Here is a 15,809-nt window from a genome sequence, read left to right as displayed (position 1 = left end):
CGCGTTCGGCGCTACTGGCCCGCGCCGCCCAGGTGGTGCACCCGGACCATGTTGGTGGTGCCGGGGACGCCGGGGGGCGAACCGGCGGTCATGATCATGGTGTCGCCCTCGGAATAGCGGCCCAGCTTCAGCAGTTCGGCGTCCACCAGGTCGACCATCGCGTCGGTGTGCTCGACGTACGGCACCACGAAGGACTCCACGCCCCAGCTCAGCGTGAGCTGGTTGCGGGTGGACGCGTCGGTGGTGAAGGCCACGATCGGCTGCTGGGCCCGGTAGCGGGAGAGCCGGCGGGCGGTGTCACCGGACTGGGTGAACGCCACCAGCGACTTCGCGCCCAGGAAGTCGGCGATCTCGCACGCCGCGCGGGCCACCGAACCGCCCTGGGTGCGCGGCTTCTTGCCGGGCACCAGCGGCTGGAGACCGCGCGAGAGCAGCTCCTGCTCGGCGGCCTCGACGATCCGGGACATCACCTTGACCGTCTCGATCGGGTACGAGCCGACCGAGGACTCGGCGGAGAGCATCACCGCGTCGGCGCCGTCCAGGATCGCGTTGGCGACGTCGGACGCCTCGGCGCGGGTCGGCCGGGAGTTGGTGATCATCGACTCCATCATCTGGGTCGCGACGATCACCGGCTTGGCGTTGCGGCGGCAGAGCTCGATCAGCCGCTTCTGCACCATCGGGACCTTCTCCAGCGGATACTCCACCGCGAGGTCGCCACGGGCCACCATCACCCCGTCGAAGGCCGCGACGACCTCGGTCATGTTGGCGACCGCCTGCGGCTTCTCCACCTTGGCGATCACCGGCACCCGGCGGCCCACCTCGTCCATGACCCGGTGGACGTCCCGGACGTCGCCCGCGTCCCGGACGAAGGACAGGGCGACCATGTCGCAGCCCATCCGCAGGGCGAACTTCAGGTCCTCGATGTCCTTCTCGGACAGCGCGGGCACATTGACCGCCGCACCCGGCAGGTTGATCCCCTTGTGGTCGGAGATCACCCCGCCCTCGATGACGATGGTCCGCACCCGCTGGCCCTCGACGGAGGTGACCCGCAGCTCGACATTGCCGTCGTTGATCAGGACCTGGTCGCCCTTGGAGACGTCGCCCGGCAGACCCTTGTAGGTGGTGCCGCAGATGGTCCGGTCACCGTCCACGTCCTCGGTGGTGATGATGAACTCATCCCCGCGGACCAGCTCCACCGGTCCGTCCTTGAAGGTCTCCAGACGGATCTTGGGGCCCTGGAGGTCGGCGAGGACGCCGACCGCGTGCCCGGTCTCCTCGGATGCCTTGCGGACGCGGTGGTACCGCTCCTCGTGCTCCGGGTGGCTTCCGTGGCTCATGTTGAACCGGGCCACGTTCATCCCGGCCTCGATCAGGGACTTCAGCTGGTCATAGGAGTCGACGGCGGGGCCCAGAGTGCAGACGATTTTGGAACGGCGCATGAGGCAGATCCTATCGGGTTTGTTTCGGAGCGGAATATTCAAGTCAAGGGGCATAGCGGAGCGGAACCGGAGCCTAGGCGCTGACCAGGCGATACGTCTGGCTGGCGATCTCCAGCTCCTCATCGGTGGGCACCACGGCCACCGCGACCCGGCTGGCCTCCGTGGAGATCAGCCGCGCCGTGGCGGAGCGCAGCGCGTTGCGGACGCCGTCCACCTCGATGCCGAACGCGGTGAGGCCGCGCATCGCCGCCTCCCGTACCGCCGCGGAATTCTCCCCCACACCGGCGGTGAACGCGATGGCGTCCACCCGCCCGAGCACCGCGGTGTACGCGCCCACATACTTCCGCAGTCGGTGGATGTAGATGTCGAAGGCGAGCTGGGCGGCCCGGTCGCCCTCGCCCATCCGGCGGCCGATCTCGCGCATGTCGTTGTCCCCGCACAGCCCGGCGAGACCGCTGCGCTTGTTGAGCAGCGTGTCGATCTCATCGGTCGACATGCCGCCCACCCGGGACAGATGGAAGATCGCCGCCGGGTCGATGTCCCCGGAACGGGTACCCATCACCAGGCCCTCCAACGGGGTCAGCCCCATCGAGGTCTCCACGCACCGGCCGCCGCGCACCGCCGAGGCGCTGGCCCCGTTGCCCAGGTGCAGCACGATCGTGTTGACCTCCGCGGGCTCCCTGCCCAGCAGCTCCGCGGTGGCCCGGGAGACATACGCGTGCGAGGTGCCGTGGAAGCCGTAGCGCCGCACCCCCCAGCGGTCGGCGGTCGCCACGTCGATCGCGTAGCGCGCCGCCGCCTCCGGGATGGTGGAGTGGAACGCCGTGTCGAAGACCGCGACCTGCGGCAGGTCCGGGCGCAGCGAGCGGGCCACCTTGATCCCGGTGACATTGGCCGGGTTGTGCAGCGGGGCCAGCGGGATCAGCTTCTCGATCTCCTCGACCACCTCGTCGGTGATCAGGGTCGGCTCGGTGAACCGGGTGCCGCCGTGCACCACCCGGTGGCCGACCGCCGCCAGCTCGGGCGAGTCGAGCCCCAGGCCCTTGGCGGCCAGCTCGTCGGCCACCTGCTTGAGGGCCGCCGCGTGGTCGGCGACGGGGCCCTCACCGATCCGCTCCACGATGCCGGAGGCCGGACGGGAGCCGTCGGCCATGTCCAGCAGCTGGTACTTCACGGACGAGGAGCCGGAGTTGAGGACGAGGACTCGGGAGCCGTTCACGCGGACTGCGCCTTCTGTGTCGGGGAGGTCGGGGAGGCCGGGGGCGCCGGGGAGGTGGGGGACTGGGCCTGGATGGCGGTGATCGAGACGGTGTTGACGATGTCCTGTACGAGTGCCCCTCGGGACAGGTCGTTCACCGGTTTGCGCAGGCCCTGGAGCACCGGGCCGACCGCGACGGCGCCCGCCGAGCGCTGCACGGCCTTGTAGGTGTTGTTGCCGGTGTTCAGGTCCGGGAAGATCAGCACGGTGGCCTTGCCCGCCACCTCGGACTCGGGCAGCTTGGTCGCCGCCACCGCGGCGTCCACCGCCGCGTCGTACTGGATCGGGCCCTCGACCAGCAGATCCGGGCGGCGCTCGCGGACCAGCTCGGTCGCCTTGCGCACCTTGTCCACGTCCGCGCCGGAGCCCGAGGTGCCGGTGGAGTACGACAGCATCGCGATCCTCGGCTCCACCCCGAACCGGGCGGCCGTCGTCGCCGACTGGATGGCGATGTCCGCGAGCTGCTCGGCGCCCGGGTCGGGGTTGACCGCGCAGTCGCCGTACACCAGCACCCGGTCGGCCAGGCACATGAAGAAGACCGAGGAGACGATCTGGGCGCCCGGGGCGGTCTTGATGATCTCGAAGGCGGGCCGGATGGTGGCGGCGGTGGAGTGCATCGCGCCCGAGACCATGCCGTCGGCCAGCCCCTCCTGGACCATCAGGGTGCCGAAGTACGACACATCGGCCACCACGTCGTACGCCAGCTCGTAGGAGACGCCCTTGTGGGCCCGCAGCTTCGCGTAGCTCTCCGCGAAGCGCTCCCGCAGCGGGGAGGTCTGCGGATCGATGATCTGCGCCTCGGCGAGCTGGATGCCGAGCTCGGCGGCGCGCTTGCGGATCGGCTCTTCCTCGCCCAGCAGTGTGAGATCGCACACATCGCGGCGGAGCAGTACGTCGGCGGCGCGCAGCACCCGCTCCTCCGCGCCCTCGGGCAGCACCACCCGGCGGCGGTGGGACCGGGACCGCTCGATCAGCTCGCGCTCGAACATCATCGGGGTGACCCGGCCGGAGCGGCCCACCGCGATGCGCTCGGTCAGCGCCGCGGTGTCCACGTGCCGCTCGAAGAGGCCCAGCGCGGTCTCCGCCTTGCGCGGCGCGCTCGCCGTGAGCTTGCCCTCGATGGCGAACAGCTCGGCCGCCGTCGGGAAGGACCCGCCCGCCACCGACACCACCGGGGTCCCCGGGGCCAGCCGCGAGGCCAGCGCCAGGATGTCCGGACCCGGCCGCTCGTCCAGGGTGAGCAGCACCCCGGCGATCGGCGGGGCGCCCGCGCTGTGCGCGGCGAGCGCGCCGACGATCAGGTCCGCGCGGTCCCCGGGCGTCACCACCAGGCAGCCCTCGGTCAGCGCGGGCAGGAAGGTCGGCAGCATCGCGCCGCCGAAGACGAAGTCCCGCACATCCCGGGACAGCCCGGTGTGATCGCCCAGCAGCACCTCGGCACCCAGGGAGCGGACGATCTGGGAGACGGTGGGCGCCGACAGCGACCCGTCCTCGGGCAGCACATAGCTGGGGACCGGCAGCTTGGCGGCCAGCCGCTCGGCGATGGCCGCGCGGTCCCCGGGCGCCACCCGGTTGGCGACCACCGCGACCACGTCGCAGCCCCGCCCCTCATAGGCGCGGTAGGCGTTGTGGGCCTCGGCACCGGCCGACTCGGCGGTCTGCTTCTGCCCGCCGACCACCGTGATCACCGAGGCGCCGAACTCATTGGCCAGCCGTGCGTTCAGCCCCAGCTCGTCGGGGAGGCTGGTGGCCGCGTAGTCGCTGCCCAGCACCAGGACGTAGTCATACGCGCCGGCGACCTCGTGAAAGCGGCCGACCAGTTGTGAGACCAGTTCGTCGGTGCCCCGCTCGGCCTGGAGCGTGGCCGCGTCCCCGTACGTCATGCCGAAGACGGACTCCGGCGACTGGCTGAGCCGGTAGCGCGCCCGCAGCAGGTCGAAGAGGCGGTCGGGGTCGTCGTGCACCAGGGGGCGGAAGACGCCGACCCGGTCGACATGGCGGGTCAGGAGCTCCATGACTCCCAGCTCCACGACCTGGCGTCCGTCGCCACGCTCGACTCCGGTCACGTACACGCTGCGTGTCACGCGTGCTCTCCGTTCCTCTGGCGTTCGTCGGTGTTTTCGTTATGTGCGCCCATCGGACACAAATCGGCCACATTGACCGGCCCAGTCCTCTTGACAATACCTGCGACCGTGATTAAGGCGCTTGTCGCTCGGGGGATACAGCACCACCCCGCCCATGAAACAATCGGACTGGCTCACATCTACCCGTAGGGAGCAGGAGACACAGCACGATGCGCATCGGAGTTCTCACCGCAGGCGGCGACTGCCCCGGTCTCAACGCTGTGATCCGGTCGGTGGTGCACCGCGCGGTCGCCGGCCACGGAGACGAGGTGATCGGTTTCGAGGACGGTTTCAAGGGGCTCCTCGACGGCCGGCACCGCAAGCTCGACCTCGACGCCGTCAGCGGCATCCTCGCCCGCGGCGGCACCATCCTCGGTTCCTCCCGACTGGAGCGCGCCCGGCTCCGCGAGGCGTGCGAGACCTCGAAGGACCACGCCCGTGACTACGGGATAGACGTGCTGATCCCGATCGGCGGCGAGGGCACCCTCACCGCGGCGCGGATGCTCTCCGACGCCGGACTGCCGATCGTCGGCGTCCCCAAGACGATCGACAACGACATCTCCTCCACTGACCGCACCTTCGGCTTCGACACCGCCGTCGGCGTCGCCACCGAGGCCATGGACCGGCTGAAGACCACCGCCGAATCCCATCAGCGGGTGATGGTCGTCGAGGTCATGGGGCGCCACGCGGGCTGGATCGCGCTGGAGTCCGGGATGGCCGGCGGCGCCCACGGCATCTGCCTGCCGGAGCGGCCCTTCGAGGTCGACGGGCTGGTGAAGATGGTCGAGGAGCGGTTCGCCCGCGGCAAGAAGTTCGCCGTCATCTGCGTCGCCGAGGGCGCGCACCCGGCCGAGGGCTCCATGGAGTACCAGAAGGGCGAGATCGACCAGTACGGCCATGAGCGGTTCACCGGGATCGGCAACCGCCTCGCGGCCGAGCTGGAGCGGCGCCTGGGCAAGGAGGCCCGCCCGGTCATCCTGGGGCATGTGCAGCGCGGCGGCACGCCCACCGCGTACGACCGCGTGCTGGCCACCCGCTTCGGCTGGCACGCCGTGGAGGCGGCGCACCGGGGCGACTTCGGCATGATGACCGCGCTGCGCGGCACGGACATCACGATGGTGCCGATCGCCAACGCGGTCACCGAGCTCAAGACCGTGCCGGTGGACCGGATGGACGAGGCCGAGTCGGTCTTCTGATCCACCACGGCCTCCGGCCTCCCGTCTTCTTCCTTCTCGTCTTCGTCGGCCGCAGCGGCCTTGATCATCCCCCCGTGGAAGATCAAGGCCGCTGCGGCCGTGTGGTGTTGGCGAGGGTCACTCTTGAACAAGTGCCTGGTGTGAACAAGGCTGTCCCGTGTCCGGGACACGTTCCGGGGCAGTCCCGGACAGGGCCGGGACACAGGGGCGGGGGAGAGAACGACAGATGACCGGTGCGGACAGAGCCCCGGATCCACAGGGGGCGCGAAACCCGGGCGAGTTCATCGCCGCGCTGCAGGCGCTCAAGGACTGGTCCCGGCTGACCTACCGGGAACTGGCCGCGCGGGCGGACGCGCTCGGGGACGTACTGCCGCGCAGTACGGTCGCCAACATGCTCGCGCGCGCCACGCTGCCCCGTGAGGAGTTGGTCGCGGCGTTCGTACGGGCCTAGGGGTGGGGCCCGCGGAGCTCACGGTGTGGCTGGCCGTACGGAAGGATCTCGCGGCCCGCGCCGCCGGCGTCACCGAGATCGAGCCGGTCGAGCCTGGTGAGCCCGCAGCGCCGACCGCCCTCTCCTCCTCCCGTACTCCCGAGGCGGGCCCCCGCCGCTTACGGCTGCCGATGCTGAGCGCCGCGCTCGGGCTCACCGTCGTCGTGGCCACCGTCGCCGTCGTGCTCACCTGGCGGGCGCACGACGACGAGGGCGGGGGCGAAGGGCGCGGTGGACGGGACGACAAGGGCGGGTCCGTGGCGGTCTCCCCGGACGTCCCGGCACCCGCCCCCGGGAAGTACCGGATCCGGGCCGTCCACTCCTCGCTGTGTCGGCCAGTGTCTGGCGCTGCCCGGTGGCACCAACCGGCACTGGGCCCATGTGGTCCAGTTGCCGTGCCGGTCCGACGCCCCGGGGCAGGTCTTCCGCTTCGACCCGGTGGGCTCCGGGGCGAAGGGGCGGCCGTCAGGGGCGGGGGAGCCGTCGGGGGCGAAGGGGTAGCCCGCGCCGCCGCAGTGGCCCCGGCCCTCTGATACTGTCCCCGCCTGATCAAGGGGGAACTGGTCAGGAGATGTAAGGAGTTAAGGGCGGGATGCGTGGTTTATGGGGCCGTGTGTGGCAGCGCCGCACGCCCCTTGTCGTACTGATGGCGGTGGTGGGGATCGCGGGGGCCGTCCTCGTGACCCGGGACAGCGGCGGCGGCCATCTCGCCGCCAACCGGGTCCAGTTGAGGAAGGCATGCGACGGCACCCTGCCGTACGGGGACCTCGAACGGCTGGTGCGTGACGAGCGGCCGGGCGAACTCAGAGAGCACGGCACGGTGCTCGCCCCCGGCCAGGAGAGCCGCTCGTTGCTGGACTGCTCCCTGTCGTGGGGCGACGGCTACGGGGTCACGGTCCACGCCGAGGCGCTGGTCTCCGATGTGCCCGAGGCCGTCGAGACCCGGGACCTTCTCGAACCGGCCGGTGGCCGTGGCACCTTCGTGGCGCCGGGTACCACCGGCCAGTACGGGAAGCGGGGCGCCTGGCTGGTGGCCGACTGCCTGGGCGGGCTCGGCGGCCGGGTCCGACCCACGACCGATCTGTATGTGACCGCCCGGGTGACGGACGGGACCGACGGCGGGACCGGCGGGACCGACTCGGCAGACGAGCCCGACGAGGCAACAGCGGCGCATGGCAAGCCGGACCGCGCCACCGCGCTCCTCGGCTTCCGTACCGCCGTGCACGTGGCCAACGCCCTCACCAAGGCCCAGCACTGCGGCTCCGGCCCGCTCACCACGCCCACCGCAGTGGTCGACACGGACGAGACCCATGGCGCACCCGGTCAGGGTCTGCGCAAATGCGAGTGGATCGACGGCTCCTCGCTCCCCGGTGTCGCCTCCGGCTCCTGGACCACCCTCGGCGATCTCCAGGAGTCCACCGGTCTGAGCGCCTGCGCCGGGGAGTGGGACGCGGAGAAGAACGCCGGTGAGCGCCCGCGCCCGAAGCAGTGGCAGGTCACCGAGGTCGAGGCGGCCAGCTGGTCGGGCATCCTCGGCCGGTCGGCGTACGACTCCTACGAACGCGAGGGCCATGTGCCCGGGTGGGGAGCGGAGGACGACAAGAGCCCCTCCGAGGCCGGTGCCGAGACGGACGCCGATCGTGGTGTGCGGCAGGAGGACCGCGTCTCCTCCTACGCCGGGCGGCCCCAACTCGCCCTGTGGGCCCGGTCGGTGTGCGGCGGCCGCACCACCTACCACCGGGTCGCCGTCCTCCCCGAGATCCGGCTCGAGGACGGTGAGACGGCCGTCATCGGCGGCAAGGACCGGGCCAGGCTCTCCACCGCCGCGCGTACGGTCCTGGACCGCTATCTCGACGCCGGCGACGGCTGGCCCGCGGCCGCGAAGTGCCGCGACACCAAGGTGCTCGGGGAGGTCGAGCAGTGGCACTGACCCGACCCGAACTCACCCGGCGGCAGATCCGCGCCCTGGTGGCCGTCGCGGTGGCGCTGGCCGCCCTCACCGGAGGGTTCGTCTGGTTCGCGGGCAGCGAGGACCGGGCGCTGGAAGGGGCCTGCGACGGGGTGCTTCCGGTGAGCGAGGTCCGCGGGGTGCTCGGCGACGACGCCGAACTGGACGTCACGAACCGCACCGAGGGCTCCTTCGGCAAGACGGCCGCCAAGAGCGAGGGGAGCGGCGCCGGGCGGGCCAACTCCCTCTCCGTCCACTGCCGGGTCACCGCCGAGGACACCGGCCACATCGCCGTCTCCATCGCGGGCTCGCCCCGCCCCCGCGCCGAGTACGGGTACGACGACCTCTACACCGCCGTACCCGCCCGCCGTACGCTCCCCGTCCCCCTCGGCCACGGCTGGTCCGGCCTGTTCGCCACCGACACCGCGCGGCTGGACGACGCCGAGGACGGCACGGCCACCACCGCCGTACTCCTCGACTGCGCCCGGCGCGGCGACAGTCTGCTGATCACCGTCGAGACCGCGCTGCGCGGCCGCACCACCCTCGACGACCCCGCCGTCCGCCCCGACTTCGTCCGTACCGCCACCGCGACCGCCGAGGCGGCCAACGACCACTGGGGCTGCGGCGCGCGCCTGGGCAAGCCGGTCCGCACCGTCGGCCTGCCGGTGAACGAGGACGAGTACGAGCCGCTGCTCGGCGCCAAGGGCACCTGCGCGGCCGTCCCCACCGCCTCCCGCTCCGCCATCTCCACCGCCCGCGAGACCGCCCGGGACCGCGCACCGCGCGAGGCTTGCGTCCTCGGCACCCGGGACGGCTCACCGCTGTACCGGCTGGAGGCGTACTACGGCCCCTACGCGGAGGACGCCCGCTCCCAGTACACCCGGGACTACGACTACGAGAACGTGACCCCCGCCGAGAAGCCCGCCGGGCGGCTCGGCCGGAGCGCCTACTGGGCCGGTGCCACCTGCCCGCGCGGCGCCGAGTCCGCCCTCTACCTCATCCGCGCCGACGCCGCCGACGGCGAGACCCGCCGCCGCCCCGACCTCGCCTACGAACGCGCCGCCCTGGCGGCCTTCGCCGCCGCCTCGGCCGAACACCACGGCTGCGCGGCGCCGACGTTGCCCGAGGGCTGAACCACCGGCCCGACTGGTGGCGGCGGAGTCATCCCTTGACGGCGCCGCCCAGGGCGAAGCCGCCGCCGAGGCGGCGGGAGATCAGCACGTAGAGCAGGAGCACGGGCGTGGAGTAGAGGATCGAGAAGGCGGCCAGCTGGCCGTAGACGACCTGGCCGTAGTTGCCGAAGAAGGTGAAGATCGAGACGGACGCGGGGAGTTGTTCGGGGGAGAGCAGCAGCATGAAGGGGACGAAGAAGTTGCCCCACATCATGATGAAGCTGTAGATCATCACGACCGTGATGCCCGGCCCCATCAGCGGCAGGATCACCCGGATCAGGCCCTGCAGCCAGGACGCGCCGTCGGTCCACGCCGCCTCCTCCAGGATCACCGGCACGCCGTCCATGAAGTTCTTCATCAGCCAGATGGCGAACGGGAGTTGGGAGGCGGCGAGGAAGAGGGCCGTGCCGGACATGGTGTCGATGAGGTCCACCTGGACGAAGAGTCCGTAGACCGGAACCATGATCGCGGTGATCGGCAGACAGGTGGTGAAGAGCACCGTCAGCAGATACGGGCGCACGGCGCGGGAGCGGAAGCGGGAGAGGGGATAGGCGGCGAGGGCCGCGCAGGCGACGGTCAGGACGGTGGCGCCGCCGCACAGGAGCAGGCTGTTGAGCATCGGCGTGAAGGTGATCTCGTCCGTCCACACCGCCGAGAAGTTGTCCATCGTGGGCGAGCCGGGCGCCGAGACCCGCAGGGTGGCATCGTTGTCGATCGAGGCCAGGACCAGCCACGCGAGCGGGAGCAGGAACGCGGCGGCGATGAGCAGCAGCGCGGCGTCGGCGGCCAGCCGGCGGCGCAGCCGCGGGGACCAGCGGGGGCCGCCGGTACGGCTCTTGGCGGAGCGGGGCCAGGGGCGGGCGGTGCGGGCGGAGAGCGCGGACAACCTCGGACCTCCTCGCGCGCTTGCGAGCGCAGTCGATCAGCGTCCTGCTATGAAACCGGTTGCCACTCGACTTGGGGAAGACGCGTGCGCGGTTCGCTCCTCAGCGCTTCGCCGCCGGGGCGGGCGGGGCGGGCGGGGCGGTCGTCACCGGCTGGTCGTTCCGCAGCTGGTCGAAGAGGCGCCGCGCCTGCGTCACGTTCCACTGCACCGCGCTGCCCTTGGAGGTCCGGAGGTTGGTGTTGGACACCGGGACGTTGAGCTGCTTGCCGTTGCCCGAGGTGACGCCCTTCACCGCCTCGAACATGGACATCAGGGTGGGCAGGCCCATGTCCTTGTCCACGATCAGCGTGTCCAGACCGGCGCGTACGGTCGGGAAGGCCGCGAACGGGTTGGCCAGGACCCCAGGCGTGGCGGCCTTGTTGGCGAGCGCTGCCAGGAACTTCTGCTGGTTCTGGGTGCGGCCCAGGTCGCCCTTGGCCTCCTGCTTGCGCTGGCGGACGAACGCGAGCGCCTTGGCGCCGTCGAGGGTCTGGCAGCCCTTCTTCAGGTCCAGCCCGGACTTGGGGTCCTTGATGTCCCGGTCCACACACATCCGCACCCCGCCGACCGCGTCCACGACGTCCACGAATCCGGAGAAGCCGATCTCCGCGTAGTGGTCGATGCGCAGCCCCGTGTTGCGCTCGATGGTCGAGACGAGCAGATCGGGGCCGCCCATCGAATAGGCCGCGTTCAGCTTGTTCTGGGACGGGTTGTAGCGCCTGCCGGTCTCGGGGCGGACGAAACCGGGGATGTTCACCCAGGAGTCGCGCGGCAGGCTCATCATCGTGGTGCCGTTGGAGCCGGTGTGCAGCACCATCATCGAGTCGGTGCGGCGGCCCTCGGCCGAGCCGGTGCGCAGGCTCTTCCTGGCCTCCTCGGAAAGGCCCTCCCGGCTGTCGGAGCCGACGATGAGGTAGTTGGTGCCCTTGCCGGGCGGTGGGCGGTCCGGGGCCCTGCCGAGGTCGACCTCGCGGTTGAGCTGGGTGTCGGCCCAGACGTAGGCGCTGCCGGAGGCGAGGAGCAGCGCGGAGACCGCCACGATGGCCAGCCGGACGATCCGGCGGCGCCGGCTGAGCGGCTCCTTGGGGGCGCGGCGCCGGACGGTGGGGGTGGGCTCGGGTGGGGGTACGGGTACGGGCTCGAGGGGGCTGGTCTCGTCGCCCGTCCGGTAGGGGGCCGGTTTGGTGGGTACGCCGTGGGGCGCGGCGACGCCGTGAGGTACGGGGACACCTGGTGGCGTGGATGGCCCCTGTACGGGGATGCTCTGCGTGTCCGCCGTCGAGATCTCCCAGGCCCGCGCCGACGGCCGGTCCCCGGCGGCCCACCCGTCCAACCGATCGCTCATGTCCGGCAGTCTGCCGAGCGGCCGGAGCCGTCCGCCGTCCGTTCATAGAGCTATGACAACTTCGGTGCCGCGTTGAACGCGGACCCGGTCGCCGTACGTCACCCCGTCGTGCGTCACCCCGTCGTACGTCACCCCTCCGTACGTCACCTCGATGTCAGGCTCCGGTGCGCGGGTGTCTCGCCGAGCGCCTGGGCGGCCGTCCCGGAGCGCTGGATGCGGTGCCATCGCAGCCGCGTCCCGAGCAGAAGGGCGACCACGGACTGGATGACCACCAGATACATCAGCTGCCGGTAGACGAAGAGCTGGAACGGCAGGGACCACAGTGCCCGCATCCGCTCCCCGTCCAGCCGCAGCGCGTACCCGGCGCAGACCATCTGGATGGTGAGATAGCCGAACCACACCCCGGCCGCCTCCGCCGGGTCGAGGAAGAGCGCGCCGTACAGGGCGAAGAGGTCGATCACGGGCGCCAGCAGCGGCAGCAGCACCTGGAAGAGCGTGAGATAGCTGAGCCCCCGGCGGCCGAACCGCCCCACCGAGCCCAGCGAGATCATCGCGCGGCGGTGCTTCCACATGGCCTGGAGCGTGCCGTACCCCCAGCGGTAGCGCTGCCGCCACAGCTGGCGCAGCGAGGTGGGCACCTCGGTCCAGGCGACGGCGGTCTCCTCGTACACCACCCGCCAGCCCGCCCGCCACAGCGCCATGGTGAGGTCGGTGTCCTCGGCGAGGGTGTCCTCGCTGACCCCGCCGACGCCCATCACCGCGTCCCGCCGGAAGGCCCCGATGGCGCCGGGCACGGTCGGCATGCACTCCAGCACCTCGAACATCCGCCGGTCGAGGTTGAACCCGAAGACGTACTCCAGGTGCTGCCACCTGCCCAGCAGACTGCGCCGGTTGCCGACCTTGGTGTTGCCGCTGACCGCGCCGATGGCCGGGTGGGCGAGCGGCTGGATGAGCTGGTGGATGGCGTCCGGTTCGAAGACGGTGTCGGCGTCGACCATCACCACGATGTCGTGTTTGGTGTGCGCCAGACCGGTGTTGAGGGCGGCGGCCTTGCCCGCGTTGGGCTGCCGGACCACCAGTACCCGGCGGTCCGTGACGCTCGCGGCGATATCGGCCGTACGGTCCGTCGAGCCGTCGTCGATCACGACCACTTGGAGCCGCTGATGGGTGGAGGCGAGCAGTGAGCGGATGGTGGCCTCGATGCCCGCCTCCTCGTTGTACGCGGGGATCAGCACCGTCACCGGCTCGTTGACCTGCTTCCCGGGCCGGAAGCGGGTGAGCCGCCGGACATGGGTGCGGGCGAACACCACCAGCATCAGCAGCCGCAGCACCCCCAGCGCCCCCGCGATCCCCAGCACCCACGCCATGGTGGACACAAAGCCCCGGCCGATGGCCGCGACCCAGATCAGCGCCTTGCCCTCCCAGCGCTCCAGGCCGGAGACCGGGACGTCGACCGGGGGCACGCCGAGCCCGCCGGTCACGGTGGTGAACTTCTTGGCGCGCGGGTCCTTGAGCAGCCTCTCCGTCTCCTGGTACGCGGTGTCCGTCTGGCTGAACTGCCGGACCATCCCCTGCGAGGGCTTGGTGCCCGACCGGTCGGCGGCCACCAGCGCATAGCCCTCCGCCGCCACGCGCCGCGCCGCCTGCCACTCGTCGCCGCACAGCGTGTCCACGTCGGTGGTCAGCGGCAGCCGCAGCAGCCTCGGCTGAACCCCCACGGACCCCGCCAGCGCCGACTCGGTCAGGGACAGCTCCATCCGGGACCGGCCGGCGGACGCCGTGCCCATGTCGGCGCCGGTGTAGGTGTTCGACCCGATCTCATGGCCCTCGGCGCGGATCCGGCGTACGAGGCCGGGGTACTGGGCCGCCTTGGCGCCGGAGACGAAGAACGTGGCCCGCGCGTCGTACCGGCGCAGCAGGTCCAGCAGACGCGGTGTCTGGACGGGGTCAGGACCGCCGTCGTAGGTCAGCGCCACCGTCCCGGCGGGCATTCCCACGGTCCGCACCCGGCCCCCGTTGATCTGCACCACCGGCCCGCCGTCGGCCAGCGCCCGGGGCACCGGACTGACGCACGGCCGCCGCGCCTTCGCCGCGTCGACCTCGTGGTTGGTCCAGCCCTGGAACATCAGCAGGCCGAACATGGCGGGAAGGACGAGGAGAAGGAGCAGCCAGTGCGCGCGCGGATCACGGGCCGCCTTGTGCCGACCTCCCCGGGACGGGTGGTTTGATTCCTGGCGTTTTTTCGACCGGTTGCCCTCAAACATGGTTGCTCGCACCGTAGTTGCCGGGTGCGCGGCGGGCCCGGTGAAGCAGCGTGAATGGATAAGAATTCCCGGGACGCTCCCCGCCGCGTGGCCGGATCGCGTAGTGGGCATCCGGAAGGCCCGCCTCCGAGGCCCGGCTCTGCTTGACTGACGCGATGACCTCTCCCGCCTCCTCCGTCTTCGAGACCACCAGGCCCGCGTCCGCCGACTACCTCACCCGGTTCGCCGCGAGTGACGCCGGACGCGACTACAAGGGGCGGATGCTGGACGCCCTCGACCTCCGGGCCGGGCTGGCCGTCCTCGACGCGGGCTGCGGCCCCGGCGCCGATCTCCCGGCCCTCGCGGAGGCGGTGGTCCCCGGCGGTACGGTCATCGGGGTCGACCGTGACCAGGAGATGCTGGACGCGGCGGCGGAGCGCGTCGCGGCCGCGCATCCGTGCGTCGAGCTGCGGCTGGGCGATGTCCACGCCCTCCCCCTGGACGATGTCGCGGTGGACCGCGCCCGCACCGACCGGGTGCTGCAGTGGGTGGACGACCCGGCCCGCGCCCTCGCCGAGTTCCACCGGGTCCTGCGGCCGGGCGGGCGGCTGGTGATGGGCGAGCCCGACTGGGACACCCTCGTGGTCGACCATCCCGACCCGGCGCTCTCCCGCGCCTACACCCGCCACATCACCGAGCGGGTGATCCGCAACGCCACCATCGGCCGCCGGCTCGCCCGCCTCGCCACCGACGCCGGGTTCCGGGTGCCGGAGGTCGTTCCGGCCACCCAGGTCTTCCGCGATGCCCGCGTGGCGGACCGGGTCTTCGGATTCGAGCGCACCACCCGCCGTGCCGTCGAGGCGGGCGACCTCACCGAGGACCAGGCGGCCGAGTGGCTGCACCACCTGGCCCACGGCCCGTTCTTCGCCTCCGCGACGCTGTACGTGGTGGTGGCCGAGGCGTAGCCGACCGGGCTCAGTGACCTCGTACGGGCGTCTCGGGCGTCCTCCCCATTCGGTGCAGCAGCCGCGTCTGCGGGGAGGCGCCATGGGCGAGCACGCCCTCGGGAGCGGCGAAGAACCGGTGAGTGGTTTCGGCTGCGGTGGGGGTTTCCGCCAGACCGGCGTAGATCTCCTCGAGATGTTCGTCGATCCACGCCACGAGGCTCGCGTCGAGCGTGTCGTCCACGTTGACAGCCCGTGCGAGATCCCATGTGTGGACGGTGCTGTCCGTGATTCTCACGGCAAGCGCCTGCTGGCCGGTCACCGGACCCAGGGGATAGTCCAGAATCCGCCGAAGAGCACCCCGCTCGCCGAACGCCTGGGCACACTCCCGGACGGACCGGGCGTACGCACCGACCGGATCCGTGCCCAGCGCGTCGGCGTCCCGCAGCCGCAGGAAATCGGCGGCGCCGCCGCCGTGCAGCAGACTCACGTAATTGAGGTTTCCGCGCGTCATGTGGTTGGCCAACTGCCGCACGTTCCACTCCGTGCAGGGAGTTGGCCAGGACCACTGTTCGGAGCGCACTGCCCGCAGCTTCCGTTCGAACTCGGCACTGGCCCCGAGGAACCGATCGATGAGCCCTTCAAACGCGTTGACCATGCGGTCCAGCATGGCCGCCGCGGGCGGCCGGGTCCGGCGGGTATCGGACGTCGAGGTCACGGCACCGG

At 71.5% G+C, this 15,809-nt stretch carries 13 protein-coding genes; 6 read left to right on the top strand and 7 right to left on the bottom strand.

Features of this window, described 5'->3' with window-relative positions:
- Window positions 1–11: 11 nt before the first annotated feature.
- The 3 genes from pyk to pta form a co-directional block, all read right to left on the bottom strand.
- Window positions 12–1,439, bottom strand: a complete 1,428-nt coding sequence (pyk, locus tag LIV37_RS17005) for a pyruvate kinase (protein ID WP_020868361.1) — start codon at window positions 1,437–1,439, stop codon at window positions 12–14.
- A 73-nt stretch (window positions 1,440–1,512) separates the two neighbouring features.
- On the bottom strand, window positions 1,513–2,658 hold the full coding sequence (locus LIV37_RS17000) for an acetate kinase (protein ID WP_020868360.1): 1,146 nt from the start codon (window positions 2,656–2,658) through the stop codon (window positions 1,513–1,515).
- Window positions 2,655–4,781: a phosphate acetyltransferase gene (gene pta / locus LIV37_RS16995; RefSeq protein ID WP_020868359.1), complete on the bottom strand. Its 2,127-nt coding sequence runs from the start codon at window positions 4,779–4,781 to the stop codon at window positions 2,655–2,657. Before pta ends, LIV37_RS17000 begins: the two co-directional genes overlap by 4 nt.
- A gap of 209 nt (window positions 4,782–4,990) precedes the next feature.
- Here pta and LIV37_RS16990 point away from each other — a divergent pair, with 209 nt between their 5' ends.
- The 5 genes from LIV37_RS16990 (at window position 4,991) to LIV37_RS16970 (ending at window position 9,587) form a co-directional block, all read left to right on the top strand.
- Window positions 4,991–6,016, top strand: a complete 1,026-nt coding sequence (locus tag LIV37_RS16990; RefSeq protein ID WP_020868358.1) for a 6-phosphofructokinase — start codon at window positions 4,991–4,993, stop codon at window positions 6,014–6,016.
- Between the two features lie 226 nt (window positions 6,017–6,242).
- Window positions 6,243–6,467, top strand: a complete 225-nt coding sequence (locus LIV37_RS16985) for a hypothetical protein (protein ID WP_020868357.1) — start codon at window positions 6,243–6,245, stop codon at window positions 6,465–6,467.
- 2 nt (window positions 6,468–6,469) lie between these two features.
- Window positions 6,470–7,039, top strand: coding sequence for a hypothetical protein (locus tag LIV37_RS16980; RefSeq protein WP_121824849.1), 570 nt, complete (start codon window positions 6,470–6,472; stop codon window positions 7,037–7,039).
- A gap of 59 nt (window positions 7,040–7,098) precedes the next feature.
- On the top strand, window positions 7,099–8,436 hold the full coding sequence (locus LIV37_RS16975) for a hypothetical protein (protein ID WP_158634904.1): 1,338 nt from the start codon (window positions 7,099–7,101) through the stop codon (window positions 8,434–8,436).
- The gene (locus LIV37_RS16970) at window positions 8,427–9,587 is read left to right on the top strand and encodes a hypothetical protein (protein WP_020868355.1); all 1,161 of its coding nucleotides are present in this window, start codon (window positions 8,427–8,429) and stop codon (window positions 9,585–9,587) included. The genes LIV37_RS16975 and LIV37_RS16970 overlap by 10 nt, the downstream gene beginning before the upstream one ends.
- Before the next feature lie 28 nt (window positions 9,588–9,615).
- Here the strand turns inward: LIV37_RS16970 and LIV37_RS16965 are convergent, their stop codons facing one another.
- The 3 genes from LIV37_RS16965 to LIV37_RS16955 form a co-directional block, all read right to left on the bottom strand.
- Window positions 9,616–10,512: a carbohydrate ABC transporter permease gene (locus LIV37_RS16965; RefSeq protein ID WP_020868354.1), complete on the bottom strand. Its 897-nt coding sequence runs from the start codon at window positions 10,510–10,512 to the stop codon at window positions 9,616–9,618.
- A gap of 100 nt (window positions 10,513–10,612) precedes the next feature.
- Window positions 10,613–11,896 (bottom strand): LCP family protein, encoded by a 1,284-nt coding sequence (locus tag LIV37_RS16960; protein ID WP_121824852.1) that lies wholly within the window; start codon window positions 11,894–11,896, stop codon window positions 10,613–10,615.
- Between the two features lie 143 nt (window positions 11,897–12,039).
- Complete coding sequence (locus LIV37_RS16955; protein WP_121824853.1) at window positions 12,040–14,160, bottom strand: bifunctional polysaccharide deacetylase/glycosyltransferase family 2 protein; 2,121 nt, start codon at window positions 14,158–14,160, stop codon at window positions 12,040–12,042.
- A 155-nt stretch (window positions 14,161–14,315) separates the two neighbouring features.
- Between LIV37_RS16955 and LIV37_RS16950 the strand changes: the two genes are divergently transcribed.
- Window positions 14,316–15,104, top strand: coding sequence for a methyltransferase domain-containing protein (locus LIV37_RS16950; RefSeq protein ID WP_020868351.1), 789 nt, complete (start codon window positions 14,316–14,318; stop codon window positions 15,102–15,104).
- Between the two features lie 10 nt (window positions 15,105–15,114).
- Here LIV37_RS16950 and LIV37_RS16945 read toward each other — a convergent pair whose 3' ends face one another.
- Window positions 15,115–15,741 (bottom strand): TIGR03086 family metal-binding protein, encoded by a 627-nt coding sequence (locus LIV37_RS16945; protein WP_121825407.1) that lies wholly within the window; start codon window positions 15,739–15,741, stop codon window positions 15,115–15,117.
- Window positions 15,742–15,809: the final 68 nt, after the last annotated feature.

It is taken from the genome of Streptomyces rapamycinicus NRRL 5491 (genome assembly GCF_024298965.1).
Lineage (GTDB): Bacteria > Actinomycetota > Actinomycetes > Streptomycetales > Streptomycetaceae > Streptomyces > Streptomyces rapamycinicus.
The sequence above is the reverse complement of the archived record's forward strand: the minus strand, read 5'-3'. Positions and strand labels throughout refer to the sequence as shown.

Excerpts from the sequence above, each read along its gene's own strand:
- pyk (WP_020868361.1), bottom strand. The coding sequence starts at position 1,439 with ATGCGCCGTTCCAAAATCGTCTGCACTCTGGGCCCCGCCGTCGACTCC.
- LIV37_RS16990 (WP_020868358.1), top strand. The coding sequence starts at position 4,991 with ATGCGCATCGGAGTTCTCACCGCAGGCGGCGACTGCCCCGGTCTCAAC.
- LIV37_RS16985 (WP_020868357.1), top strand. The coding sequence starts at position 6,243 with ATGACCGGTGCGGACAGAGCCCCGGATCCACAGGGGGCGCGAAACCCG.
- LIV37_RS16975 (WP_158634904.1), top strand. The coding sequence starts at position 7,099 with ATGCGTGGTTTATGGGGCCGTGTGTGGCAGCGCCGCACGCCCCTTGTC.
- LIV37_RS16960 (WP_121824852.1), bottom strand. The coding sequence starts at position 11,896 with ATGAGCGATCGGTTGGACGGGTGGGCCGCCGGGGACCGGCCGTCGGCG.
- LIV37_RS16955 (WP_121824853.1), bottom strand. The coding sequence starts at position 14,160 with ATGTTTGAGGGCAACCGGTCGAAAAAACGCCAGGAATCAAACCACCCG.
- LIV37_RS16950 (WP_020868351.1), top strand. The coding sequence starts at position 14,316 with ATGACCTCTCCCGCCTCCTCCGTCTTCGAGACCACCAGGCCCGCGTCC.
- LIV37_RS16945 (WP_121825407.1), bottom strand. The coding sequence starts at position 15,741 with ATGGTCAACGCGTTTGAAGGGCTCATCGATCGGTTCCTCGGGGCCAGT.